Annotated in this window: 21 protein-coding genes; 5 read left to right on the forward strand and 16 right to left on the reverse strand. The window is 59.6% G+C overall.

The window, feature by feature from the left end; genetic code table 11:
• Window positions 1–304 precede the first annotated feature (304 nt).
• The 3 genes from AB4Z25_RS27930 to AB4Z25_RS27940 all read left to right on the forward strand — a co-directional run bounded on the left by AB4Z25_RS27930 (window position 305) and on the right by AB4Z25_RS27940 (window position 3,759).
• Complete coding sequence (locus AB4Z25_RS27930; RefSeq protein WP_112538856.1) at window positions 305–871, forward strand: sugar transferase; 567 nt, start codon at window positions 305–307, stop codon at window positions 869–871.
• 109 nt (window positions 872–980) lie between these two features.
• Window positions 981–2,822, forward strand: a complete 1,842-nt coding sequence (locus tag AB4Z25_RS27935) for a polysaccharide biosynthesis protein (protein WP_442210338.1) — start codon at window positions 981–983, stop codon at window positions 2,820–2,822.
• 22 nt (window positions 2,823–2,844) lie between these two features.
• Complete coding sequence (locus AB4Z25_RS27940; RefSeq protein WP_112538854.1) at window positions 2,845–3,759, forward strand: NAD-dependent epimerase/dehydratase family protein; 915 nt, start codon at window positions 2,845–2,847, stop codon at window positions 3,757–3,759.
• Between the two features lie 646 nt (window positions 3,760–4,405).
• On the opposite strand, the gene AB4Z25_RS27945 is transcribed toward AB4Z25_RS27940, so the two are convergent.
• The 15 genes from AB4Z25_RS27945 to AB4Z25_RS28015 form a co-directional block, all read right to left on the reverse strand.
• Window positions 4,406–4,918, reverse strand: coding sequence for a VOC family protein (locus tag AB4Z25_RS27945; RefSeq protein WP_112538853.1), 513 nt, complete (start codon window positions 4,916–4,918; stop codon window positions 4,406–4,408).
• 91 nt (window positions 4,919–5,009) lie between these two features.
• Window positions 5,010–7,499, reverse strand: coding sequence for an ATP-binding cassette domain-containing protein (locus AB4Z25_RS27950; protein ID WP_442210308.1), 2,490 nt, complete (start codon window positions 7,497–7,499; stop codon window positions 5,010–5,012).
• A gap of 90 nt (window positions 7,500–7,589) precedes the next feature.
• Window positions 7,590–8,657, reverse strand: coding sequence for a substrate-binding domain-containing protein (locus AB4Z25_RS27955; RefSeq protein ID WP_112538852.1), 1,068 nt, complete (start codon window positions 8,655–8,657; stop codon window positions 7,590–7,592).
• Entirely contained in the window at window positions 8,654–9,628 is a 975-nt protein-coding gene (locus tag AB4Z25_RS27960) for an ABC transporter permease (protein WP_112538984.1), read from the reverse strand. Before AB4Z25_RS27960 ends, AB4Z25_RS27955 begins: the two co-directional genes overlap by 4 nt.
• A gap of 148 nt (window positions 9,629–9,776) precedes the next feature.
• Window positions 9,777–9,974 carry a hypothetical protein gene (locus AB4Z25_RS27965; protein WP_162698753.1) on the reverse strand — a complete coding sequence of 66 codons (198 nt, stop codon included), beginning with the start codon at window positions 9,972–9,974 and terminating at the stop codon, window positions 9,777–9,779.
• A 52-nt stretch (window positions 9,975–10,026) separates the two neighbouring features.
• On the reverse strand, window positions 10,027–10,311 hold the full coding sequence (locus AB4Z25_RS27970; RefSeq protein ID WP_112538851.1) for a YciI family protein: 285 nt from the start codon (window positions 10,309–10,311) through the stop codon (window positions 10,027–10,029).
• Window positions 10,312–10,462: 151 nt separating this feature from the next.
• A complete protein-coding gene (locus AB4Z25_RS27975) occupies window positions 10,463–11,557 on the reverse strand; it encodes a maleylacetate reductase (protein WP_442210312.1) in 1,095 nt (364 codons plus the stop codon).
• Between the two features lie 10 nt (window positions 11,558–11,567).
• Window positions 11,568–12,449, reverse strand: a complete 882-nt coding sequence (locus AB4Z25_RS27980; protein ID WP_112538849.1) for an intradiol ring-cleavage dioxygenase — start codon at window positions 12,447–12,449, stop codon at window positions 11,568–11,570.
• Between the two features lie 18 nt (window positions 12,450–12,467).
• Window positions 12,468–13,526 (reverse strand): SDR family oxidoreductase, encoded by a 1,059-nt coding sequence (locus AB4Z25_RS27985; RefSeq protein WP_442210315.1) that lies wholly within the window; start codon window positions 13,524–13,526, stop codon window positions 12,468–12,470.
• Between the two features lie 3 nt (window positions 13,527–13,529).
• A complete protein-coding gene (locus AB4Z25_RS27990; protein WP_112538847.1) occupies window positions 13,530–14,513 on the reverse strand; it encodes a zinc-binding dehydrogenase in 984 nt (327 codons plus the stop codon).
• Between the two features lie 10 nt (window positions 14,514–14,523).
• The gene (locus AB4Z25_RS27995; RefSeq protein ID WP_112538846.1) at window positions 14,524–15,537 is read right to left on the reverse strand and encodes a Gfo/Idh/MocA family protein; all 1,014 of its coding nucleotides are present in this window, start codon (window positions 15,535–15,537) and stop codon (window positions 14,524–14,526) included.
• Window positions 15,534–15,818, reverse strand: a complete 285-nt coding sequence (locus AB4Z25_RS28000) for a YciI family protein (protein ID WP_112538845.1) — start codon at window positions 15,816–15,818, stop codon at window positions 15,534–15,536. The genes AB4Z25_RS27995 and AB4Z25_RS28000 overlap by 4 nt, the downstream gene beginning before the upstream one ends.
• Before the next feature lie 18 nt (window positions 15,819–15,836).
• A complete protein-coding gene (locus AB4Z25_RS28005; protein WP_112538844.1) occupies window positions 15,837–16,604 on the reverse strand; it encodes an SDR family NAD(P)-dependent oxidoreductase in 768 nt (255 codons plus the stop codon).
• 2 nt (window positions 16,605–16,606) lie between these two features.
• Entirely contained in the window at window positions 16,607–17,680 is a 1,074-nt protein-coding gene (locus AB4Z25_RS28010) for a zinc-binding dehydrogenase (protein WP_112538983.1), read from the reverse strand.
• Window positions 17,681–17,738: 58 nt separating this feature from the next.
• On the reverse strand, window positions 17,739–18,539 hold the full coding sequence (locus tag AB4Z25_RS28015; protein WP_112538843.1) for a glucose 1-dehydrogenase: 801 nt from the start codon (window positions 18,537–18,539) through the stop codon (window positions 17,739–17,741).
• 352 nt (window positions 18,540–18,891) lie between these two features.
• On the opposite strand from AB4Z25_RS28015, the gene AB4Z25_RS28020 reads away from it, so the two are divergent.
• Together AB4Z25_RS28020 and AB4Z25_RS28025 are read left to right on the forward strand one after the other, a co-directional pair.
• Window positions 18,892–19,818 (forward strand): NAD(P)-dependent oxidoreductase, encoded by a 927-nt coding sequence (locus AB4Z25_RS28020; RefSeq protein WP_162698752.1) that lies wholly within the window; start codon window positions 18,892–18,894, stop codon window positions 19,816–19,818.
• A 68-nt stretch (window positions 19,819–19,886) separates the two neighbouring features.
• Window positions 19,887–21,593 (forward strand): extracellular solute-binding protein, encoded by a 1,707-nt coding sequence (locus AB4Z25_RS28025; protein ID WP_112538841.1) that lies wholly within the window; start codon window positions 19,887–19,889, stop codon window positions 21,591–21,593.
• Between the two features lie 73 nt (window positions 21,594–21,666).
• On the opposite strand, the gene AB4Z25_RS28030 is transcribed toward AB4Z25_RS28025, so the two are convergent.
• Window positions 21,667–22,647, reverse strand: a complete 981-nt coding sequence (locus tag AB4Z25_RS28030) for an ABC transporter permease (protein WP_112538840.1) — start codon at window positions 22,645–22,647, stop codon at window positions 21,667–21,669.
• Window positions 22,648–22,677 lie beyond the last annotated feature (30 nt).

Genomic DNA, 22,677 nt, shown 5'->3' on the forward strand with positions numbered 1-22,677 from the left:
GCGTGAAATGGCATCCTTTACCGGGAACACGCTAGCTCAATTTTGATACTGGAAGACAGGCCGGCCGATAGCCGGCTTGTGACTGCCATTCATCGGGCCAAAGGTCTCATGTCAGCCCTATCCAGAGGGCCATCACAGCATTGGAGGCGGTTGCAAGGAGTAATCGATGGCCGCTTCAGCGTCGAGCGATCCTAGTACACATGTCCAGCAATCGGCTCTTCGGCTATTTGGGATTCTAGCGCTGGCGAACGGAAGCGATTTATCATATTCACGAGCAAATTTATTCAGGGCGGTTCGATAAAAAATGCTTCTTAAGCGAGCGTGCGACATCATTGGCGCTGTATTGGCAGGTGCTGCCCTATTCTTTCCGATGGTGTGTGTCGCACTCGCCGTACGTGCGACCTCCAAGGGACCAGCGCTCTATTGGTCGCAGCGCGTTGGCCGGGGGAACCAGCTGTTCTGGATGCCAAAGTTCCGTACAATGCGGATCGACACCCCAGTCGTGGCCACGCATCTTCTTGGCAACGCGGCACGACATCTGACTCCCATTGGCAGTTTTTTACGCAAGACAAGCCTGGATGAGCTTCCGCAACTATGGTGTATTCTAAGTGGCGAGATGAGCTTTGTCGGGCCGCGCCCAGCCCTTTTTAATCAAGATGATCTCATCGCGGCACGCACAAGCAGTGGCGTACATCTACTTTTGCCGGGACTTACCGGCTGGGCCCAGATAAATGGCCGGGATGAATTGGCTATACCCGATAAGGTGGCGCTGGACGTTGAATACCTTGAGCGGCAGAGTTTTATTTTCGATTTGCGGATTCTCGCCCTGACGGCCATAAAAGTGATCCGCGCCACTGGCGTGCAGCATTAGTAAGGTGGATGGCAAAATCATGTTGGCCTCCGGTTGGATTGATCAGACACTGGTTAAGCTGCTTCGAGAGAAAATCATTGGGACACCCCGCCTTTGGAAGCGGGTCTTGATGATTAGCCTCGATATCGTGGCTCTCATGCTCGCCCTTTGGGCAAGCTATGCAATTCGGCTGTCGGTGTGGACGCCAGAAATCACCAGCGAGCGATTGGTTCTTGCAGCGCTTGCCCCCGTCGTCGCAATTCCGGTTTTTATTCGATTAGGCCTCTACCGCTCGGTGATCCGCTACCTCCCAGAGGCGGCGATCTGGACGATCCTCAAGGCGATGCTTATTGCCACGGTAAGCTGGGTCATTATCGTGTTCCTCATGGAGATGGCCGGACAGGATATCGTTCCCCGTTCCATTCCGTTCTTCTACTTTGTCCTCGGATCACTGCTGATCGGCGGCATGCGCTTTGCCGCAAAATGGATCCTCGTGTCGGGTACAGGCCTGCGACGCGACGAGGAGCCGATCTTCATTTACGGCGCCGGACCCGCGGCAGCACAGCTTGCGCGCGCTCTGAAGGGGCATGGCAATCGCTATGTCATGGGGCTAATTGACGATGAATCGATCAATCACGGACGCGATATCGCTGGTTATCGGGTCTTTTCCTCCCATGATCTGCCGTCGCTGATAGATCGCTATGGAATAACCGAAATCGTCCTGAACATGTCGTCCATCCCGCCGGCCAGGCGGCAGGCGGTACTCGGTCGGGTGACCGGGCTTGGCGTGAAAGTGCGCAGCCTCCCCGATATTTCGGACCTCGTCGATGGGCGCTACATAGTCAGCCAGATTCGCGAGATCGAGATCGATGAACTGCTTGGCCGATCCTTCATCCCTGCCGACAAAGAGCTGCTGGATCAAGCTCTTGCGGGAAAGATCGTTATGGTGACCGGCGCAGGCGGCTCTATCGGTTCCGAGCTCTGCCGCCTCATCGTACGCCAGAAACCGAAGAAGCTCGTTCTCTTTGAGTCGAGCGAATACGCGCTCTATCGAATCGAGCAAGAGTTACTTGCAGCGGGCGAGCATCCCATCGCTCCCGTGCTGGGTTCGGTCACGGATGCTAGAACGGTGGAACGAGCCATCCGAACTCACGGCGTGCAGGTTCTATACCACGCCGCAGCGTACAAGCATGTCCCGCTTGTAGAGGAAAACGTTCTGGAGGGTATCCGAAACAACGTTTTCGGAACGCTGACCGTCGCGACGGTCGCCGCCGAGAAAAAGATCGAAAGTTTCGTCCTGATCTCATCTGACAAGGCAGTGCGGCCGACAAATGTCATGGGGGCGACAAAGCGGTGGGCCGAACTCATTGTCCGGCAAAGGGCAATCGAGGCGCGCGCTCGCTCGGAAGGTCAGATCTTCTGTTCTGTTCGCTTCGGCAACGTGATCGGCTCCAATGGTTCGGTGGTGCCGCTGTTCAAACAGCAGATCGCCAAAGGCGGTCCGGTAACCCTTACCGATCCGGAGATGACGCGCTATTTCATGGCAATACCCGAGGCTGCGGAACTGATCGTACAAGCAGGAGCGCTTTCAGTAGGCGGTGATGTCTTTCTTCTGGATATGGGCGAGCCCGTGCGCATCGGAGACCTCGCGGAAAACATGATCCGGCTGGCCGGCTTTCATGTTCGAGACAGCAAAAGCCCGGACAATGGCATTGCTATCGAAGTTGTCGGCAAGCGACCAGGAGAAAAGCTCTTCGAAGAGCTATTCTACGATCACAACAATGCCCAGCCAACCCGGCATCCTAAAATCATGCGGGCAGATTCCACCACAGTCGCCGATTATGATATGGCGGCATGGCTAAAGGATCTCGAAAAAGCTATCCTGGCAGAAGACGAAGCTCATGCTAGGAAGCTTCTGTTTTCCCTGATCACAACCGACGACTTGCCCGAGCAGACAGCTGTGCACGGCTGACGGCAGAGAGGACAAACCGGCTATGGGAATGACACTGGTAACGGGCGCTTCCGGATTTGTTGGTTCGCATCTGATGACTGAGATGACGCGGCGCGGATTGCCTGTTCGGGGAGTCACCCGGACGGAAACACCAGGATTGGCGACGATACCATCCTACAATCACGATACCCTTTGGGGCGCACATCTAAAGGGAATCGATGCAGTAGTGCATCTCGCCGCGCGTGTGCATGTCATGTGTGAGACGGCGGCCGATCCGCTTATGCTATTTCGCGAGTCCAATGTTGCAGCAACCATCAACCTTGCGCGCCAAGCTGCGGAAGCAGGTGTCAGGCGCTTCGTTTTCGTCAGCTCAATTAAGGTAAATGGGGAACGAACCAAACCTGGGCAAATGTTCACAGCCGATGACCCGCCCAATCCACAAGATCCTTATGGAATATCGAAAGCGGAAGCGGAAGCGGCTCTCAAAACACTAGGGAGTCAGACAGGGCTGGAGATAACAATTATCCGCCCTCCTCTTGTATATGGACCGGGGGTACGCGGCAATTTTCGCAGCTTGATGAGATGGGCGGCAAGCGGCGCACCTTCTATCTTCTCCGCCGTTAAGAACAGACGCTCTTTCATTCACGTTGAAAATCTTTGCGATCTTTTAATTCTAGCCCTGACACATTCAGATGCAGCAAACCGGCTTTTTGTCGCGAGTGACGGATACGATCTCTCCACACATGAACTTCTTTTGCTGCTCACGCGTCAAGAGGGTCGGCGGCCGCTAAGTATTCCCGTTCCCCCCGCCCTTCTGCGCGGTATCGGCCTGCTTGCTGGGCGCGAGGAGATGGTCGCTCGCCTGACGGAAAACCTTCTGGTGGATTCGACAGAAACTCGCCGCGTGCTGGGATGGCGACCACCACTGATCGCAGGCGCAGCAATGCAGTCTATGTAGACCAGATTTATTTTCCAAAAGTGCGAGCACGCATAGCCGCGGCGAGGCTCCTGGTCTTTGTGTACGCCGACTGGAAAGATTTGGTTGCGGACGCCTGATTGCGCGGAGACTTGTCGACGCTTTCGTATCCACAAGTATCCCCAAGCCAGCCGCAGTGACGCGGTCACCAGCTCCGATAATCAGGACGATCGCGACCGACAGTCTATGGCGCACGGGCAATATGGCTGTCGAAAAGGCGATGAGCGCCGCCGTTGAAAGCCTCCTCCCGCCTGACGGAAGAGTGTGATGCTGCCGACGATCTTCAGGCCGACGTCAGCGGGTGTCAGACCCTTTCGCAGTGCTTTGTTCCACTTCTTTTCCGGATGATCATCGCTAAGCCTGAAGATGCGGTAGCAAAGCAGTGACGACGGCATCTTCAGTGACAAAGTGGCGACGAGGGCATAGGGTAGAAAAGCATCGTACCGGGCCGGGCGATGCCGGGCGACACGGAATGCCCCTTCCAGGTCGGAACCAGCATGCTGTGCGAGTAGATCCCGGCCTTTCTGGAGTTCTTCGGCTTTCCGCCCAAGACAGCCAAAGAATTGCGCGTGGTGGCGACGATCTGAAGGCCGAAGCGATTAGGACAGAGTGCGATAAAGCCCCCGCCTCACGCCGTCTTGGCGCGCCAGAGCCGTTCTTCGGAAGTATCCTCGTATCCCAGCTTGTCGAAACTCGCGACTTCGAGAAGCAGTCCCCAGGATGAGCGCAGATATATCCAGTCAAAGCCCTTCAGTGGGCCCTCGGTGATGAGGTTGGGGCCTTCCAGCAATTCGATGCCTTGCGCTCGCAGGCGCTTTACAGACGCGTGAACGTCCTCCACCTCGAAACACATGTGCACGCCGCCGACTTCGGACGGCCGTTTGTGAGGGGTTTCTTCTTCGCCGCTATATTCGAAAAGCTCAACGCTTGTACCGGCGCCGCAACGCAGAAAGACGAGGTCACGGATCGTCGATTGCGGCGCAGCGCCGATCTTCTTGGTCATGAAGTCCTGATCGACGTCGAATGGGCCGGTGCGGAAAACTTCGACGGCGCCAAAGACCGCTTTGAAGAAGGCGATGCCCTCTTCGATATTGGGCACCGTAATGCCGATATGGTGCATGCCGTAGACCTTGTTTGTCATGTTCTTCCTCCCTTTGGGAAGCGGACGGTGCCCGCATGATTTAGAGTTTTGAATGGGCGGGGAGAGCCAGAGTTCCCGAACGCTGATGTCGTCAACGGGCCGCCCGGCCGCCGCGAACCGCCGAATAGATCAGGGCCGCCACAACGATCAGGACGCCTTGGAAAAAGTACTGATAGGTCTGCGACAGGTTCAGGAAAGTGACGGCGCTGAGCACTTCGGTGAGCAGAACAGCACCAAGTACCGTCCCGATGAAGGTTCCGCGGCCACCGGCGAGACTGGAGCCACCGAAAACCACCGCGGTGATGCTTGAGAGCGTGTAGTTGACGCCTTGCCTGGGATCGCCGACGCCGATCTGCGCCATCAGCATTACGGCACCGAAGCCGGTCAGAACCGAACATGCGATATAGCCGGCGATATAGGTGATATCGATCGGAATACCGACCCTGCGCGCCGCGTCCTCGTTCGACCCGACGGCTCTCAGACGCCAGCCGGATCTGGAATTGCGCAGAACGTACTCGCCTGCCAGCGTTATCGCGACGAGGACGAGAAAGGCGACCGGAAACGGCCCCAGCTGCCAGTTGATCCAGTCCGTCACGGCGTAGCTGATATATCCGTCAGGATTTTCCCGCAGCAGAAAGCTCATACCCTGTATCGCGATATACATGGCGAGCGTCGCCGCAATCGGCGTGAAATTCGCGTAGCGTATGAGCACGCCGTTGATGGTACCGATGGCGACCGCGCCGGCGAGCATTATCAGGAACCCGACGGCGACCATTGTGCCCGACATGTCATCGGTGACGAAGAAGGATGCGACAACAACCAGAAAGCCGGCAAGCGGCCCCACCGAAAGATCGATCCCGCCCATCAGCAACGCGATGGTTTGTCCGAGCGCTATGAACCCCAGCGCCGTGGCGAGCAGAAAGATGTTGTTGATGTTGTAGACCGACAGGAAATTTTCGTTCTGGGCATTCACATAGAGCCCGAGAAGCACGGCGACGATCGCAAGCGGCACGACGGGCGCATTGTCTGACTGCATGAAATGCCGCAGGCGCTTCATATGTCCGCCGCTCTTCACCGCATCGGCATGGTCGTGCGTCTCTGAATTGACGGCAGCAGCAACAATCCTCTCTTCCGTCACCTCCTCGCCTTCCAGCGTGGCGACCACATGGCCGCGCGACATGACGATGACCTTGTCGCACAATCCTTGCAGCTCGACGGCATCTGAGGAATTGACGATGACGGGTGTACCGGCATCGCAGACATCCCGCAAAATGCGGTAGATCTCGAAGCGCGCTCCGACATCGACACCCTGCGTCGGTTCGTCGGCAACGACCAATCCGGGTTCCGAAAGCATCGCCCGTGACATGACGACCTTCTGCTGGTTGCCGCCGGAGAGCGACAGGATCGGCGCGTCCATGCTCGGCGTCTTGACCGCGAGTTCGCCGAAGATCTCGCTGACCTTCTCGTGCTCCTTCTTTCGGCTCATGATGCCGCCGGATGCAAACTTTTCGAGTGCCGAAAACGTCGCGTTTTCGCGTACAGTCAGACCGCTCGCCACGCCTTCCCGATGCCGATCGGACGGCATGAAGGCTGCTGCCTCCAATAGTGCTGCCTGCGACAGGGCCTGCCCCCTGAGCTCGATCGTACCCTGTGATGCCTGCAATCCGGCCATGGCGCGCATCAGCGTTGCCTGACCATTTCCGGCGACGCCGGCGACCCCGATGATCTGGCCGCGTGGAAGGTCGAAACAGACATTGGTTAGCCCACCACCGCTCAACCCCGCGACCGAAAGGCCGATCTCCTGTGAAAGGCCCGCCGCTTTCGGCGGAAAGGCTGCTTCGAGGGTACGCCCGACAATGAGCCCTACAAGCTCGGCGTCGCCAATCTCCCGCACCAGTGAGCCGCCACGAACCTTTCCGTCACGCAGAACCGTGACTCTCTGAGCAATCTGACGGATCTCGCCAAGGCGATGGGTTATATAAACGACCGCGGTTCCTTCCGCGGCTGCCTTGCGTACGAGACTGAAGAGCGTCTCCGTCGCGTCCTGATCAAGCGAGGCGGTCGGTTCGTCGAGAATGAGCAGCCGCGGCCTGACGGCAAGCGCCTTGCCGATTTCGAGCAGATGTTTCTCGGCAACAGTCATTTCTCCTGCACGCATTCGCAGAGGCAGGTCCAGCCCCACTGTCTCCAGCATCTGCCGCAGAGCCGCAGGCGACCGCTGCTCGGAAAGCGCGGATGCTGATAGTGCAACGAGCAGATTCTCCTCGATCGAGAGGTCGTCAAGAATGGCCGGATGCTGGAAACAGATGCCGATGCCGTTCGAAGCGGCGATTTCCGGCGTCATTTGCTTGATCGGCTGGCCTTCGAAGATGATGTCACCTTCACTCGGCTGCAGCGTGCCGGAGATGATATTCATCAATGTCGATTTACCGGCACCGTTCTCACCGAGGATCGCGTGCACCTCGCCCTGGCGAAACTCGACGCTGACGTCACGAAGCGCCGGGACGCCCGAAAAATACTTGGAGATACCCACCAGACGGATGGTCACGTCGCTCTCGGCCGACATGTGCGTTTCACTCATACTGATCTCTGCTGCTGCCATGACATGAAATCCGACTTCGGGGATGTCTGCCCGGGCACAAGACCCGGGCAGATGGACGACGAGGTTGCGTTACTTCGTGACGGCCTTCGCCTGATCTTCAGGCGGCAGTTCGGAAGAGAGGTAGATCGCGCCCGGCAGATCCTTGCGGCACTTTACGGCAGTGGCGCCGCCTGCAACCGAATCCTCGAATGGAGGCGCCTTGAACGTCGCGTCCGCCGGCGGGGTACCGTCGGTGGCGAGCGCGACAGCCCACTGGACCGCGAGCCGGACGTTGTCATTGCCGGTCGCTACGGTGAAGAGCTTGAAGTCCGGATTGCTGGCCTTGTTCTCTTCATAGAAGCAACCGAGCGAATTGCCGTCGGATGTCGCAAGCGCCGGGATCGATTTGCCCTGCTTGCCGAACAGCGGCAGTGCGCCCACCATCGACGGGCCGAAGTCGGAGACGATGACATCAATCTTCGGGTTCTTGGCAATTTCGGCGGTCAGGACCTTCTGCGTCAGCGCCGGATCCCAGTTTGTGACCGCAAAGGGAGCCTGGTTGACGAACACATATTCAGGCCCGAGGATCTTCTGCATGCCCTTCAATTCGTCCAGACCCTGGCTGTTGCCGGCCGGACCGCTGAGGAAGAGGAGGTTGCCTCCCTTCGGAAGCACACTCTTGATCCACTTGCCCCAGTTCTCGCCGTCATTTTCGAAGGAAGCGCCGACGAACTTCGAATAGTTCTGGCCATCCTTGCCGCCGACCGCGACGCGATAGGGCACGACGACCTTGCCGGATTTGAAGACGCTGGTCAGTGCAGGAAGAACCGCCGGGCCGGCGTCTCCGAAGACCACGAGCGCGTCGATCCCCTTCGCCGCCATGCTCTTGATGTCGGAGATCGACTTCTGCGTATCGCCCTGGCCATCTGCATACTCATACTTGGTGATGCTCGGGCACAATTCGACGGTCTGCTTGCCCGACGCGGTGGTGACCTGGCGCCAGCTATTGCCGCCGTAACCGTCGAGCAGTGCAAGCGACGCCTTCTTGGGACCGCACCAGGATGGCGTTTCGGCCTTGGCGAGATCGGCGCTGGCGAAAGCCGCAACGGCCACCGCCATCGAAAGTGCCAATTGCTTGGCGGTAGAAACATGTCTCATTTTTTATCCTCCACTTTTTTTGCCCCAGTCGATGGTCTTGAATTTACCGTCCATCGGAACGAGTAAACACCGATGCCAAAACCCAGGGCGAGCGCCTGGATGATGGTCTGAGCCGAAAACGGCACACCGACTGTCAGTGCGAATTGGCTCAGTTGGTTCAGGAAGAAGGCGGCGACGACCGTCGAGATCGGAAACCCGCGGCCACCCAGCAGTGACGTGCCGCCGAGCACAACGACGGCCACGGATGGCAACAGCAGGGTATCGCCCTGAAAGGCCGTCGGTTCGCGCGTGATGCCGGCGATCAGGATACCGGCCAGGCAATAGAGCAGCTGCGCCCAGACATAGGCCATCATCTGATGACGGCGCACGCTGAGGCCAGCAGCCCGTCCAGCAAGCGGGTTGGCGCCAATGGCCTCGAACCTGCGCCCGGCAACCGTCTTCTTCAGGGTGAAAAATACCACCAGCATCGCGGCGAGCGCAAAGAGGACGGAGTTGGGCACTCCGAACGTCTCTCCGCCTGCGATCGCCGCCAGAAGGTTGGTGGTGATGGAGGGCACGCCTCCGGAAATCGCGAAGACCATGCCGTAAAGCAGCGCATTCGTTCCGATTGTGGCAATGATGGCGTTCAGCCGGAAGAAGCTGACCAGCAGGCCGTTCAAGACGCCGGCCGCCAGTGCAATGCCGATGGAGACGATTACCGCCTGGTATAGCAACGCGTCGTCTTGCTGCGGATAGTGCGTGGCCATAACCACGGCAAGAGACACGGCCCCTGGGAGGGAAAGGTCGAAGCCGCCCTGCTGAACAACAAGCAGCTGCCCCAGTCCGACAATGGCGATGATCGCCGCGAAGGGCAGGCTTCCGGAGAGGGCGCCAGAGGAAAGGCTGGACGGCGCGAAGAGACCGCAAAGCAAAAGAAGCAGCAAGGTCGAGAGCACGACCGTCAGGAAGCTTCGCGCCACCGGTACCGGCATGAAGGGCTCCTTGATGCGCTGGCTCGGAGCGATGGAGGTGATGTTTGTCATCGAAAAGCGTCTTTCCAGCATTGTTCACGACAGAGTCGTCCGTTCCGCGGGCGCAAGCGCCGCAGGGGGGAACTCAACGATGTATTCCGGCTTGGCGCTAGAACTCGCGCCCGTTCATCATCCAAACAATCGGTGATGCGGCGCGGCTTGAATTTTTGGTAGTGAGGGTATGGGTGCGCGGATGCGCTTTTGGACGCGAAGCCTCATAGTCGGCGTAATAGCCGCTGCAGGCGCATCCTGCCTGCGCAAGCCAGTCTCGGACCTTGTCCCAGTTGATAAAACCTACCGCTCTCATTTTCCCTCCTCCTTAGAAAATTGGCCGGTATCGAAATTCAGTGGCTACCGCATCAGGCGCTGCCGCCTATCGTCGGCCGCCACTCATAAATACTGACGGTCGAATAGACCTCATGGCGCACGAACGGATCTTCCGAACTGAACCGGCGCATATCGTCGAGTGAGGCAACCTCGGCAACGACGACACCGCCACTGCCCTTCCCGGCATCATCCAAAATCGGTCCGGATTGGACCACCTGGATATTCCCCGAGCGAAGGTGACGCTTGTGATCTTCGAGATAAAGTTCGCGCGCATCCGCCTTGTCTGGGTTGGATAAAGCAACACGAACTACAAGCATCGTCTCCGGCTCCTCACCAAACTCTCTATTCGCTCCTCCCGAGCGGGCGACTTTTTAACTATCGCTGGTATGATGGTACGCGGACTGAGAACAAAGGAAACAAGGGATTTATCCATTTTGGATGTCCGTTATTCCAGCCCGGGCCGCCCTCTCAACGCGTGGCGCCGCAAGAGACCCTACCACCACTTCCTGGCGGCTGCTCTCCCCGGAATGCACGGCCAAGCAGATCGCTCAGCTCCCGCGTCTCGAGTTCGCGCGGGTTCCAGTAGGCGTTGGACATCGCCTGTTCGACAGCGCTTTCGACGCTGCCGTCAGGCATTCCGAGATCCTTCAACGACATCGTCGCCCCAAGCCGCTTCGCAAGATCGAAAAGACCTGCCGCTGGATCGTCAACGCCCATGGCCCGCGATAGGCGCTTCATCGCCGCGGGAGCTGCGGGCGCATTGTAAGCAACCGCATGCGGAAGAACCGCCGTGTGCAGTTGGGCATGAGGCAGATTGAACATCCCGCCCAGCGTATGGCAAAGCTTGTGATGCAGCGCCATGCCAACAGAACCCAGGCAGACGCCGCATAGCCATGCGCCGTAGAGCGCGTCCGAACGCGCATCCCGGTCGCCGGGATCGACGTGAATGAGCGGCAGCGAACGGGTGATCGCAGATATCCCCTGTTCCGCCATCAGCGAGATGATGGGGTTCGCTTCTCGGGCGTAGAGCGCTTCGACGGCATGTGCGACAGCATTGATGCCGCTGGTTACCGAGAGCGCCACCGGCAGGGTCAAGGTCAGATCGACATCATAGATGATGACTTCAGGAAGAATGCGCGGATCGGACTTTGTGACTTTGCGCCCGCCTTCCGTTTCTCCCAGGATCGGCGTTGCTTCGGATCCCGCGTAGGTCGTCGGCACGACAATCTGAGGCAGGTCGGTGCGAAAGGCGATCGCCTTTCCGAGCCCGGTCGTCGACCCGCCGCCGACCGAAAGCACGGCATCGGCCGAACATTCCTCGAGGAACCGCATGGCATCGATGGTCACCTCAACCGGGGTGTGCATCTGCGCCTTCGAGTAGGTCGCGACGACACGCGATCCCAGATGCGCCGCGATATCGGCCGCCTGCCCGGCCTGTTCCGGCGTTGAAAGCACGAGAATTCGCTTTGCTTTCAGCCGATCCGCCTCTTCGGGAAGGCGTGCAACCGTGCCACTGCCGAAGACGACGCGGCCGGGATTTCCAGTATAGACGAAATCTTCCAATGCCCCGCTCCTATCGCGTCTGACTGGGTCTTGCGAGAACGAAATCATAGTCGGACCGCCAGAGCGTTTCGCCGTCTTCGACCCGCGTGAACGGCGCAACGAGTGTCTTCTTGACGCCGAATACCGTGTCCGACTCCAGATAGGGATCACCACCCACGAAGGTATGCGTCACCAGCTTCTGAAAGCCGTCTGCCCGAACCATGTAGTGCATATGCGCCGGCCGGTATGGATGACGTCCGAGGCTGGCCAGCATCTTTCCAACCGGCCCGTCGTCGGGGATCGGATAGGAGACAGGCTTTATGCCGACGAAGCTGTAGCTCCCGTCCGCACCGGTCACGAAGACGCCCCGGTTGTTCCACTTCGGCTGGATATCGGGCTGCTGAACGTCGTAATAGCCTTCGGCGTTATCGGACCAGACATCGATCCTGGCGCCCGCCACCGGATTTCCGTCGAGATCGAGTACCCGGCCGATAAAGAGACAGCTTTCACCCTTGCCATCCAGGCAGATCTGCTCGCCCATCTCGCGAACCGTGCAGCCCTCGACGTGGAACGGCCCGAAGACCGTGTTTTCGGTAGCGCCCGCCGGGCGGCGGTTGTTGATCGCATCGACCAGCATCGAAAGGCCGAGCGTATCGGACAGCAAAATGAACTCCTGCCGCTCCTCAGAGCAGATCTGCCCCGTCCGCGTCAGGAAATCGATGCCGAAGTCCCATTCGTCCTGGGTCAGATTGATCTCGCGCGCGAAATCGTGGAGATGCTTGACGAGACAAGCCATCACCTCGGCAAGGCGCGGATCGACATTCCTGCCCATTCGGGCATTGACGGTCGCGACCGAGTTTTCCTCGGTGAAGAACCCTGACGGCGTGACACTTCCGCCCGTTTGATCCGGCATATGCTGCACTCCTGACATCTACGGAATGATCCGATCGGCGCGCAGCCGTTCGAATGCGTCTATGAACGAGCCCGTCGTGTCCTGGTAATCGAGGAAACCGAGCTTGCGGCTGCGGCCCATATCGTTGAACGTCTCGATCTGCCGGCCGAGATCGGCATCCGAATGCCAGAAGGACGCAACGCGGGAGAGCGCATTCGGCTGCAGATCGAACTTCTTGACCATCTCGTTCCAGACCGGCTCGGCGCCGCTCATCTGCTCTTCGAGCGGCGTAGGCACGCCGGAATAGGGAGCGGCCTCGATGCCGAAATAGCTGGCAATCCGCGGCCAGAGCCATTTCCATCGGAACACTTCGCCATTGACGACATTGAAGGCGAGATTGGCGGCCGTCTTCGTCGTCGCAGCCCATTTGAGATGTTTCGCGAGCAGCCGCGCATCGGTGACATCGGTCGCCGCCTGCCATTGCTCGGGCGAGCCGGGGAAAGCAAAGGGCCTGCCCGTCTCTCGGCAGATCGAGGCGTAGACCGCGAGAGTCGCCGCCATGTTCATGGCGTTTCCAACCGCATAGCCGATCAGCGTGTGCGGACGGTGGATCGACCAGGTAAAGCCGTCCCTCACCGCCGCTGCAAAGACCTCGTCTTCCTGGACATAGTAGAAATTCTCGCCAGGGAGCCGCTCCTGCTCTTCCCGGAAGGGGGTCTCGGGCTGCGTCTTCGCGTAGGATTCGAACGGCCCGAGATAATGTTTCGTGCCTGTGGTCAGGGCGACATGCTCAACGCCGCGCCCCTCGAGGGCATCCAGCACGTTGCGCACGATCGCGCCGTTGACCTCGCAATTCTTCGCTTCGGTCTCCTGCCGCGACCATGCTGTGATGAAGACGTGGCTTGGCCTTGCATCCGCAAGGGCCGCGCGAACCGACTTGCTATCGACGAGGTCGCAGCTCAGCGTCTTCAGGCCGGCAATCGGGCTTTGCGAGCGCGACAGGCCAGAGACTGCCCAGCCGCCTTCGGCCAGGAGATTTTCGGCGAGATTGCTTCCGGTGATGCCGGTTGCTCCAACGATCAATGCGTGTTTGCTCATGGTCTATCCGTTCAGCAGCGTGATCTTGATGCTCTTCGTCGGATCCAGGCCAAACGAGAAAGCATTGACCGCGTCGGTCAGGGCGAAGTCGTGCGTCTGGATCGGCGAGAGGTCGATGCCCGTCCGCTCGAGGAAGCGGATGGCCGCCGGCCAGACGCCGGGGGAGCCGATGCAGCCGCGCACCGTCAAGTTCTTCATCTGGATCTGGCCGATCACCACGGGCACCTTTCGGCCAATGTTGATCCCGACCATCGACATCCGGCCCTCTTCGCGGGCGTAGTCGAAGGCGGCAGCCAAAGATGCGTCGTGACCGGATGCCTCGATGACGAGATCGGCGCCATGGCCGCCCGTCAACTCGCGGATCCGGTCGGCAGCGCCGCCATCTGTCGGATCGATGGCCACGTCGGCACCAAGACGCTTTGCTACCTCGCGGCGCGACGCCAGCGGATCGACGACGATGACGCGCGCGCCCATACCGATTGCGGCCGCGGCCGAGACCAGGCCGATCGTACCGCCACCCGAGACCACGACGGTCTCGCTGGCATTGGTGCCGCCCGAGCGAAGCACGGCATAAAAGCCGCAGGTGAAAGGCTCGATCAGGGCAGCCTTCTTGTCATCGACGGCGTCGGGCAGCTTGTGGAGCCATTCCGGATTGACGGCAAAGAATTCGCGGTCGGCACCGCTCATGGAGAAGCCAAAGTGATGCAGCCGTTCCGGCGTGCGCACCACGCATTCGCCGACGACACGGTCGCCCTTCCTGAAGCCCTTGACGTTGCGGCCGACTTCGACGATCTCGCCGCTCCATTCGTGACCAGGTGTTATGGGATAGGAAATCGGGATGATGTAGCGGCCGGCCAGAAGCTCGTAGTCGGAGTGGCAGATGCCGACTGCCTTGGTGTGAACCAGGACTTCGTTCGGCGAGAGATCAGGCATGCTCACGTCAGCGATAACGGGCTTTTCCGGTGCTTCGAAAACCAGAGCTTTCACGTTTTCCTCCTCAAATCTCGACCAGCGCGCCGCTCTTCGACGAGCGCACGATAGCTTCCAGCAAGGCGATATTGTTGACCATGTCTTCGCCGGTGATCGGATACTCCGCCTCACCACGGACCGCACGGGCAAAGGCTCTCAGGTTATCGCGGACCGGTTCTGCGGGCGCTACCTCGCGCACCGTGATCGGCTTGTTCTTCCAGCCTTCGGTGACGATCCAGCCATCGGGTGCCTCGACATGCGCCTTGTCACGCACTTCGATCCATCCATCCGTGCCGAATATCGCGAAACGCGAGATGAAGGGCGTGGCGAGCGTCGCCGAGACGTATGCAGACCCGCCGCCGACAAAGCGAATATGCGCGCTCATCGTGTCGCCCTGCGGAATGTCGGAAGCGAGGTTCTCGCAGATAACGCGAACGTCCTTCGCGGGGCCCATCAGCTTGACCGAAAGGTCCGTAAGGTGGATGCCGGTCGCCGTCATGCCGCCCGCGGGAGCCTGATCGGCCTTCAGCCGCCAGTTCGACGGATCGAGACCGAGGAACTTGTCATGGCTGAAATTCGCTTCGATCTGCAGCAGCCGACCGAGTTTTCCGGATTTGGCAGCGTCCAGGATTTCGGCGATCGGCGGCTCGAAGCGGCGCTCGTGGCCCATTCCCAGAACCAGCCCGGCCTTCTTGCAGAGCGTGACCGAGGCTTCGGCACCGGCCCGGCTCAGATCGAGCGGCTTTTCGCAAAAGACATGCTTGCCCGCGGCGACCACGCGCGCAATCTGCTCACGATGCAGCGAATGTGGTGTCGCAAGCACGACGGCTTCGATCGCCGGGTCGTTCAGCGCCTCGTCCATATCCGTCGAATATTGCAGGCCCATTTCGGCGGCAAAGGCGGCTGCATCGGGATTGAGATCAATGCCGCGCACGAAATGCATCTGCGCGCCACCAGCATTGACGAGGCTCGCCATCTTGCGGCCCCACCAACCGAGACCGACCAATGCGGTTGAGACCGGATTTTTCTCGATCACGGTCATCGATTGTCCACCCGCTTGCTGAAGGGATGGATGTTGACGCTCTTCCAGACACCGGCCTTGGTGAAGGGATCGGCCTTGTTGAAGGCAACGATCTCTTCCTTCGTCTCGGCTTCGAAAACGAAGAGTGAGCCGATCATGGTTTCGTTATCATCGGCAAGCAACGGACCTGATATGACGGTCTTGGTCTTGCCGGTGGAAAGATAGGCCTTGTGGGCATCATAATTGGCAAGCCGCTTTTCGACGGCGCCCTCGTGGTCGAGGCAATGGACAGCGTAAAACATCGATTATTCCTTTTGCATTCAGGCGATTGAGTAGCCGCCATCAACCATCAGCAGCTGGCCGGTGATACCGCTCGCCGCATCGGAGAGCAGGAAGGCGACCGTTGCGGCAATCTCTTCAGGTTTGATCAGGCGGTTGACCGGCGTGTCGTCGAGCCACTTCTGCATAACGGCGGGCTGGGCCCGGCCAACCTCCGCCAGCATGACGGTATCGGTGTATCCAGGGCCGACGGAGTTGACGCGAACGCCGGACCTTGCCCATTCAGCCGCGAGAACCCGGCACATGTGAGCGACACCGGCCTTCGACACGTCGTAGCCGACATGCAGTTCCGGCCGCACGGCTTTGACGCCGGCGATCGATGCCGTCATCACCACCGAACCGCGCCCGGCGGCAACCATCGACCGTGCGAAAGCCTGAACGGTCCAGAAGACGCCGTCGAGATTGACGGACATCACAGTGCGCCAATCAGCCTCGGTATGCTCCAGCGCCGGACGCTCATAGGACATGCCGGCATTGGCGAAGATGCCGTCGAGAGCGCCGAAGCGCTCGCCGACCTTCGCCGCTGCGGCCTCCACCGAGCTCTTGTCGGTGACGTTGAAAGTCACGGCCTCAGCTTTTCCTCCGGCCGCGCGAACCGCATCGCGCGTCTTCTCGACGGATGCATCGCGGTCGGCGGCAACGATCGTGGCGCCGAGCGAGGCGAGATAGAGGGAGGTGGCGCTACCGATGCCGCCGGCGGCGCCGGTTATCAGAAAGGTCCGGCCACTGAGATCCATAGGATTCTTCATGGTCAGGCCTTCATGTTGACGAGGATTTTCATATGGGTCGCCTTCGGATCGAGCAGGGCTTCAAAACCCTTTTCAACCACATCCTCAGCCGCGATCTCGGCGGTCACGACCTTTTCGACGGGGAAGATGCCGGCACCGATCATCGAGGCGATGCGCGGCCAGATCGTAACGGGGTAGCACCACGTCGCCTCGACGGTGATGTCCTTGAGCGCCCAGAGCATCGCATCGATCGCGGCCGGCTTCACATGAAGGCCGACCTGCACGACGGTACCGCGGCGGCGCACAGCCTTGGCGCAAAGGTTCAACGATGCTTCGGCCCCGACGCATTCCAGCGCGACGTCGACGCCCACGCCTTCTTCCGTCTGATCGCGGAACAGCTTCTCGGTATCCGTCTCGCGCGGATCGAAGACGACCGCCTCAGGCACGAGCTGTTGGGCCAGCGCGCGGCGGTTCGGATTGAGCTCGGAGACGAAGATCTTGGTCGCGCCGGCCGCCTTTGCCGCAAGCAGGACCAGCGCACCGATCGGGCCGACGCCGGAAACGAGGACGCTGCTGCCGCTCGTCACGCCGCCGCGATCGACACCATAGACGGCAACAGCCGCCGGTTCGATCATCGCCGCCTGCACGTCCGAGACCGTATCCGGCACCGGAATGGCGTTGTAGCCGTTGACGACGGCGCGCTCGCCCATGCCGCCCCAATCCCAGGAGAGGCCGACGACTGCCATGTTCTCACTGAGATGGAAAAGGCCACGGCGGCCGTAATAATCATCGCGCGGCGAGATCAGCGGCTGGATGGAAACACGCGACCCCGGCGAAACATGCGTGACGTTCTTGCCGACTTCCAGAACACGCGCCGAAAACTCGTGGCCGAGGATCTGCGGAAGGGTGGCGCCGGAATAGGAATTGGGCGTTGCGGGCGTGACGATCGGGCCCGCAATATATTCGTGGATGTCGGTGCCGCAGATGCCGCAGACCAAGGGCTCTATCAGCACCATGTCGTCTCCAAGCGGACCGCTCGGGGCGGGGACGTCTTCGACGCGGATGTCTTTCTTCGAGTAGTATCGTACAGCCTTCATTGCCATGCCTTTCGTGATTGCCGTTTGCGGCCGCTGTCGCGGACCAGTCGTATTCGTTTCAGATCAGGACCATGCCGCCATCGACCATCACCGTTTGTCCGGTGACGTAGTCCGACGCATCGGAGGCGAGGAATGTCGTCACGCCCGTGATGTCTTTTGGGAGCGAGACGCGCCCGAGCAGGATGGATTGCGAGAATTCGTTGAGCGCCTGCTCCGGCTTCTCGGTCAGCCCATGTTCGATGAATTCGCGGTCGAGCTGTTCCCACAGCTCCGTCTTGACGACGCCGGGGCCGAAACAGTTGACAGTGATCTTGTGCTCGGCCAATGCGCGGGCCGCAGCCTGGGTGATGGCGACGACGGCAAATTTCGATGCACAGTAATGGGCGAAGAGCGGATAGCCCTGCTTGCCGGCGATCGAAGCCGTGTTGACGATCTTTCCGCCGCCGCCCTGGGCGATCATCTGCTTTGCAGCTTCCTGCGTTCCGATCAGGACGCCACGTCCGTTGATCGCCATGATGCGATCGAAGTCCTCGTCGGTGACTTCGAGGAACGGGCAGGTCTGGCTGATGCCCGCATTGTTGAACATCACATCGAGCCGGCCAAAATGCGAGACGGTCTTTTCGATCAGCGCCCGGACGTCCTTGCGGTTCGATACGTCCACACTCGCAGCAATGGCACTCCCGCCTTGCGAAGAGATTTTTGCCGCCGTCTTCTGCGCAGCTTCAGCGTTCAGATCGGCGATGACGACATGCGCGCCTTTTTCGGCCAGATCTGCAGCGATGCCCGCACCGATGCCCCGTGCTGCACCGGTTACGATAACCACTTTACCGGCAACAGCTGCAACTGCGCTTGATCCCATCTCAGATGCTCCTCCAACATGCTGACGAAAGCCGGCAACAAGGCATCGTCCGCGGCAGCCCGAGCTTCCGCGTGTCTATACTTTGCTGACGGCTTTTATTCCTCCCAAGGAACCGCCGTGCGATCCGAAATTAAAGCTACGGGTGAAGATGCACTTGGACAAATCCTTAATTGTCCGAAACGGATATTTTCGATGCAGCAAACGATCTCGCTCCGGCGCTAGTATTTCCATGGGAGGAGAGAGCATGCGCCGAGCCAGCCTGACGGCCGGATCGGGTAGTCCAAGCTTCCTCTTGAATCGCGGCGTCGAATACTTCTGGATGGCAGCCGCCTCCAGGGAAGGAAGGTTTTGCATGAGCGACACGTTGAGGGTGGGATGGGCAGGCATCGGAAAGATGGGAGCCCCGATGAGCAGGCGTGTTCTGGAACACGGATATCCCCTGTCCGTCTACGAACCGCTTCCGGAAAATCGTGCGTCGGTGGTCGCCCAAGGCGCAAACGTCGCGCACAGTCTTGAGGATCTCGTCGAAGCCGCCGACGTGATCATGCTCACCATTCCGAACGATGCCATTCTGCGCCAGCTCACGCTTGGGCCATCGGCGCTGGTCGACCTCCTCAAGCCCGGTCAGATTCTGGTGGAGATGAGTACCGTTTCGCCGGAACTCTCGGCCGAAGTTGCGGAAGCGCTCGGCCGCAAGGGTGTTGCCTATCTTCGTGCGCCCGTTTCGGGCAGCACCGTCACAGCATCATCAGGCATGTTGTCGGTGATGGTTTCAGGCCCCGAGGCGGACTATCGCAAGATCGAACCAGTGCTGGCGAGCTTTTCGTCGAAACAGTTCTATCTCGGTGAGGGTGAAGAGGCACGCTATCTGAAACTCGTTCTGAACGCTCTGGTCGGCGCGACCGCGGCCCTTCTCGGAGAGGCTTTGACCCTCGGACTGAAGGGAAATCTTTCGGTCGAGACGATGCTGAACGTCATCTGTGAAAGCGCGGTTGCCTCGCCGCTGATCGCCTACAAGCGCGATCTTCTGGTGAAGCGGAATTTCGATCCGGCATTTTCCGTTTCACAGATGATGAAGGATTTCGATCTCATTCTCGGCGCCGCAAAGTCCGACCACGTGCCGATGTATCTCGCCTCGATGATCCGGCAGCAATATGAGGCCGCCTTCGCCGATGGCCTTGCCGAAAAGGATTTCTTCGTCCTCTTCGAACAGGCCGAGCGCCTTGCCGGGTTGAAGCCCGATCAATCCGGAACGTCGCAGGTGCTCAAGGCCATATAGGCACGCTGGTGAAAGAAAGATTTGCCAGCTAGTCTGATCGTCGGCAATGCGACGGTTGGGAGGCCGCCTTGAACGAATATGAAATGTTGCGCGTCATCGATTTCATCGAGAAGACGCGCCGGCCCTTCAGGGAGGTGGTTGAAGCGGCCGACGATGATGCCATCTGGCTCATCGTCACCTTCCTGATCAAGTCGCATATCCTCAGCCAGACCGTTTCGATCTCGACGCTCGGGCAGGAATCCGGTCTCCCCTACGCAACGTCGATGCGGCTGATCAACAAGCTCATAGACAACGGCTCTATCACCAGGGTGTCGAAAGGTTCGACGGGGAAGAGCTTTGTACTGCAGCCAAGCGAACAGCTTCTCCGCTCCTTTGAAATCTATGCCCGCAAGACAAAGTCTCTTCTGGCGCAAACCCTGGGTCTGCGCGCCGGCGAAGAGGAGGACGAATATTATTTCGGGGGCACACCTCTGGGATCGCAGATCATTCCGCCGATGCGCCTTGTCCAGAAACGGGCGGAATCGCAGATCGAGCTGCGCTTCCTGCTGAATGACGACAACTATTTCTCGGCCATGCGCAACATGTGGGCCGACTTCCGTAACAATCTGGCGTCGCGCAAGAACTTCGACCTGCTGCCCCTTCCCGAGCTTTATCGCCGGGCGCGCGAGAATGGTGCCAAACCACTCTCGGACTACGATGTCATCGCGATCAACATGCCATGGCTCGGGGAATTCGCCGAAAGTGGCATCGTCCGGCCGATCGATCAATATATCCAGAAGACCGGCATCAATCCGCTCGACTTCCACCCTTCGATCTGGTCGTCCGCCACTTGGGAAGGCAAGGACTACGGCGTCCCGGGCTACTGTACTGTCGAGCTCCTTGCGGCGCGCAAGGACCTATTTGCCGACGCAGGCTTGTCCTTTCCGAAGACCTTCGACGACGTCATCAATGCCGGGCGCAAATTCCACGCGCCTGACGAGGGCATGTTCGGCGCCGTCTGGGACGGTGCCCGCGGCATGCCGATCGCATCGAGCTTTCTGTTCTTCATGGGCGCCTGCGGCCATCCCGCCATATCGCTGCGCAAGACGCGTTCCGGCTTCACCCTCGACGGAGCCAATCTGGAGGAGCTGAGCTGCACCATCCTGTCTGATGCCGGATTTGCGGCGCTCGACTACATGCGCCGGCTGATGGAGATATCGCCGCCGAAAATTCTCGAGATGGCGTGGGATCAGACGCTCCAAGTATTTCTGAAGGGCAAGGCGAGCCTTGGCTATTTCTGGACCATGCGCGCAGCCCGCTTCGAGTATGATGTTCAGTCTGTCGTCAAGCGCCGTGTCGAATACTTGCCACAGCCATTCGGGCCGGGTGGAACACGCGCCTCCCCGATTGGCGGCTTCCTGTTCTGCATCCCAACCAATCTGCCCGAGGAGCGTGTGGAACTGGCCGCCGATGCGATTGCCTGGATGGCATCAAGGGAAGCCATGAAAGCGCATGTGAAGAACGGCTTCCCGGTTGCCCCGCGCTTTTCCGTCAGCGCTGATCCTGAAGCGGCCGCGAGCTCGCCAATCGTGCGTTTCGTCGATCAATTGGCAAAGAAGAACCTTCTTCACACCTGGCAGCGCCCCAAGATCCCGCAATACACGACGATCGAGAAGGTTCTCGGCGAAGAGATCCATGATGCGTTGCTTGGCAACAAGCCGCCAAGGCTCGCTCTCGAGGATGCGTCGGCTCAGATCGAAGCCAGCCTCAGGTCCAAGCAGAGAATAGCGGTTTAGCGCAACGCAAAGCGGCGGTCCGGGAGAACCGCCGCCGAAGTGATTGGTGATTGGTGACCGGTAACCGCCACCGTTATTTTATGATGCCGAGCTTGCTCCTGTCGGTCGTCAGCGCTACCGCGATCAGCGCGGTGAGGCCAAACACGATGTTCTGCGCTGTCGGCTGCACACCGATAATGACCGTCACGATGCGAAGCCAAGCCGTGATCAGACCGCCGACGACGGCCGGAAACAATCCGCCCACACCACCCGAGATCGCAGTACCGCCAAGAACGACACCGACGATGGACAGTAGCAGCAGATTGCCGGCAAGCGTTGGTGAGCTGAACGTGGTGATCGAGATCAGGAACAGACCCGCGACCGCCGCACATCCAGCCGAAACGGCAAAGATGACGGTGCGGACGGCGACGACGTTGACGGCAGACATGATTGCGGCACGTTCTCCCGTGCCGAGCGCGTAGATGTCCCGCCCAAGGCGGAGATATCGCATCAGGAAACCGAGCACCGCGACGATGACGATCAGCGCGATGATCGTGTTCGGGATCTCCGCAGTGCTGTTCGAGAGATAGGAAACGACGAAATCATTCTCGGGAATCGGCTCTGCCGTCGCGTTGGAAAGCAGCAAGGCAAGCCCCGACAATATGCTGAGCGTGCCGAGCGTGACGATGAAGGACGGAAGCTGTAGCCAGGAATGCAGGAAACCCTGGGTCGCGCCGAACGCCATGGCGATAAGGATCACGACGAGCGACGTCCAGGGGCCGAAGATCGGATTGAGGACGACCACAAGAACACCCGTGAGTGAAGCGACGCCGGCGACCGAGAGGTCGATGCTGCCCGCCAGGATCGGAAGCGTTCCGCCAATCACCAGCGCGATGATCGGAGCCGCATCGGACAGGAAGCTCAAAAGCGAATCCACCTCGATCACGCCGGGAGCGATCACCGCGCTGATCGCTACGAGCGCAAGCAGAACCGCCAGCGGACCGAGCGATCTCATCATGCCCGACCCCTGGCCACGGAGGGCCGAGATCAGCGTGCTGTCCAATGTACTTCCCATGATCGTCCATCCCTTATTCGAAATTCACAT

This window comes from Rhizobium sp. RAF36, assembly GCF_052114105.1.
Lineage (GTDB): Bacteria > Pseudomonadota > Alphaproteobacteria > Rhizobiales > Rhizobiaceae > Rhizobium.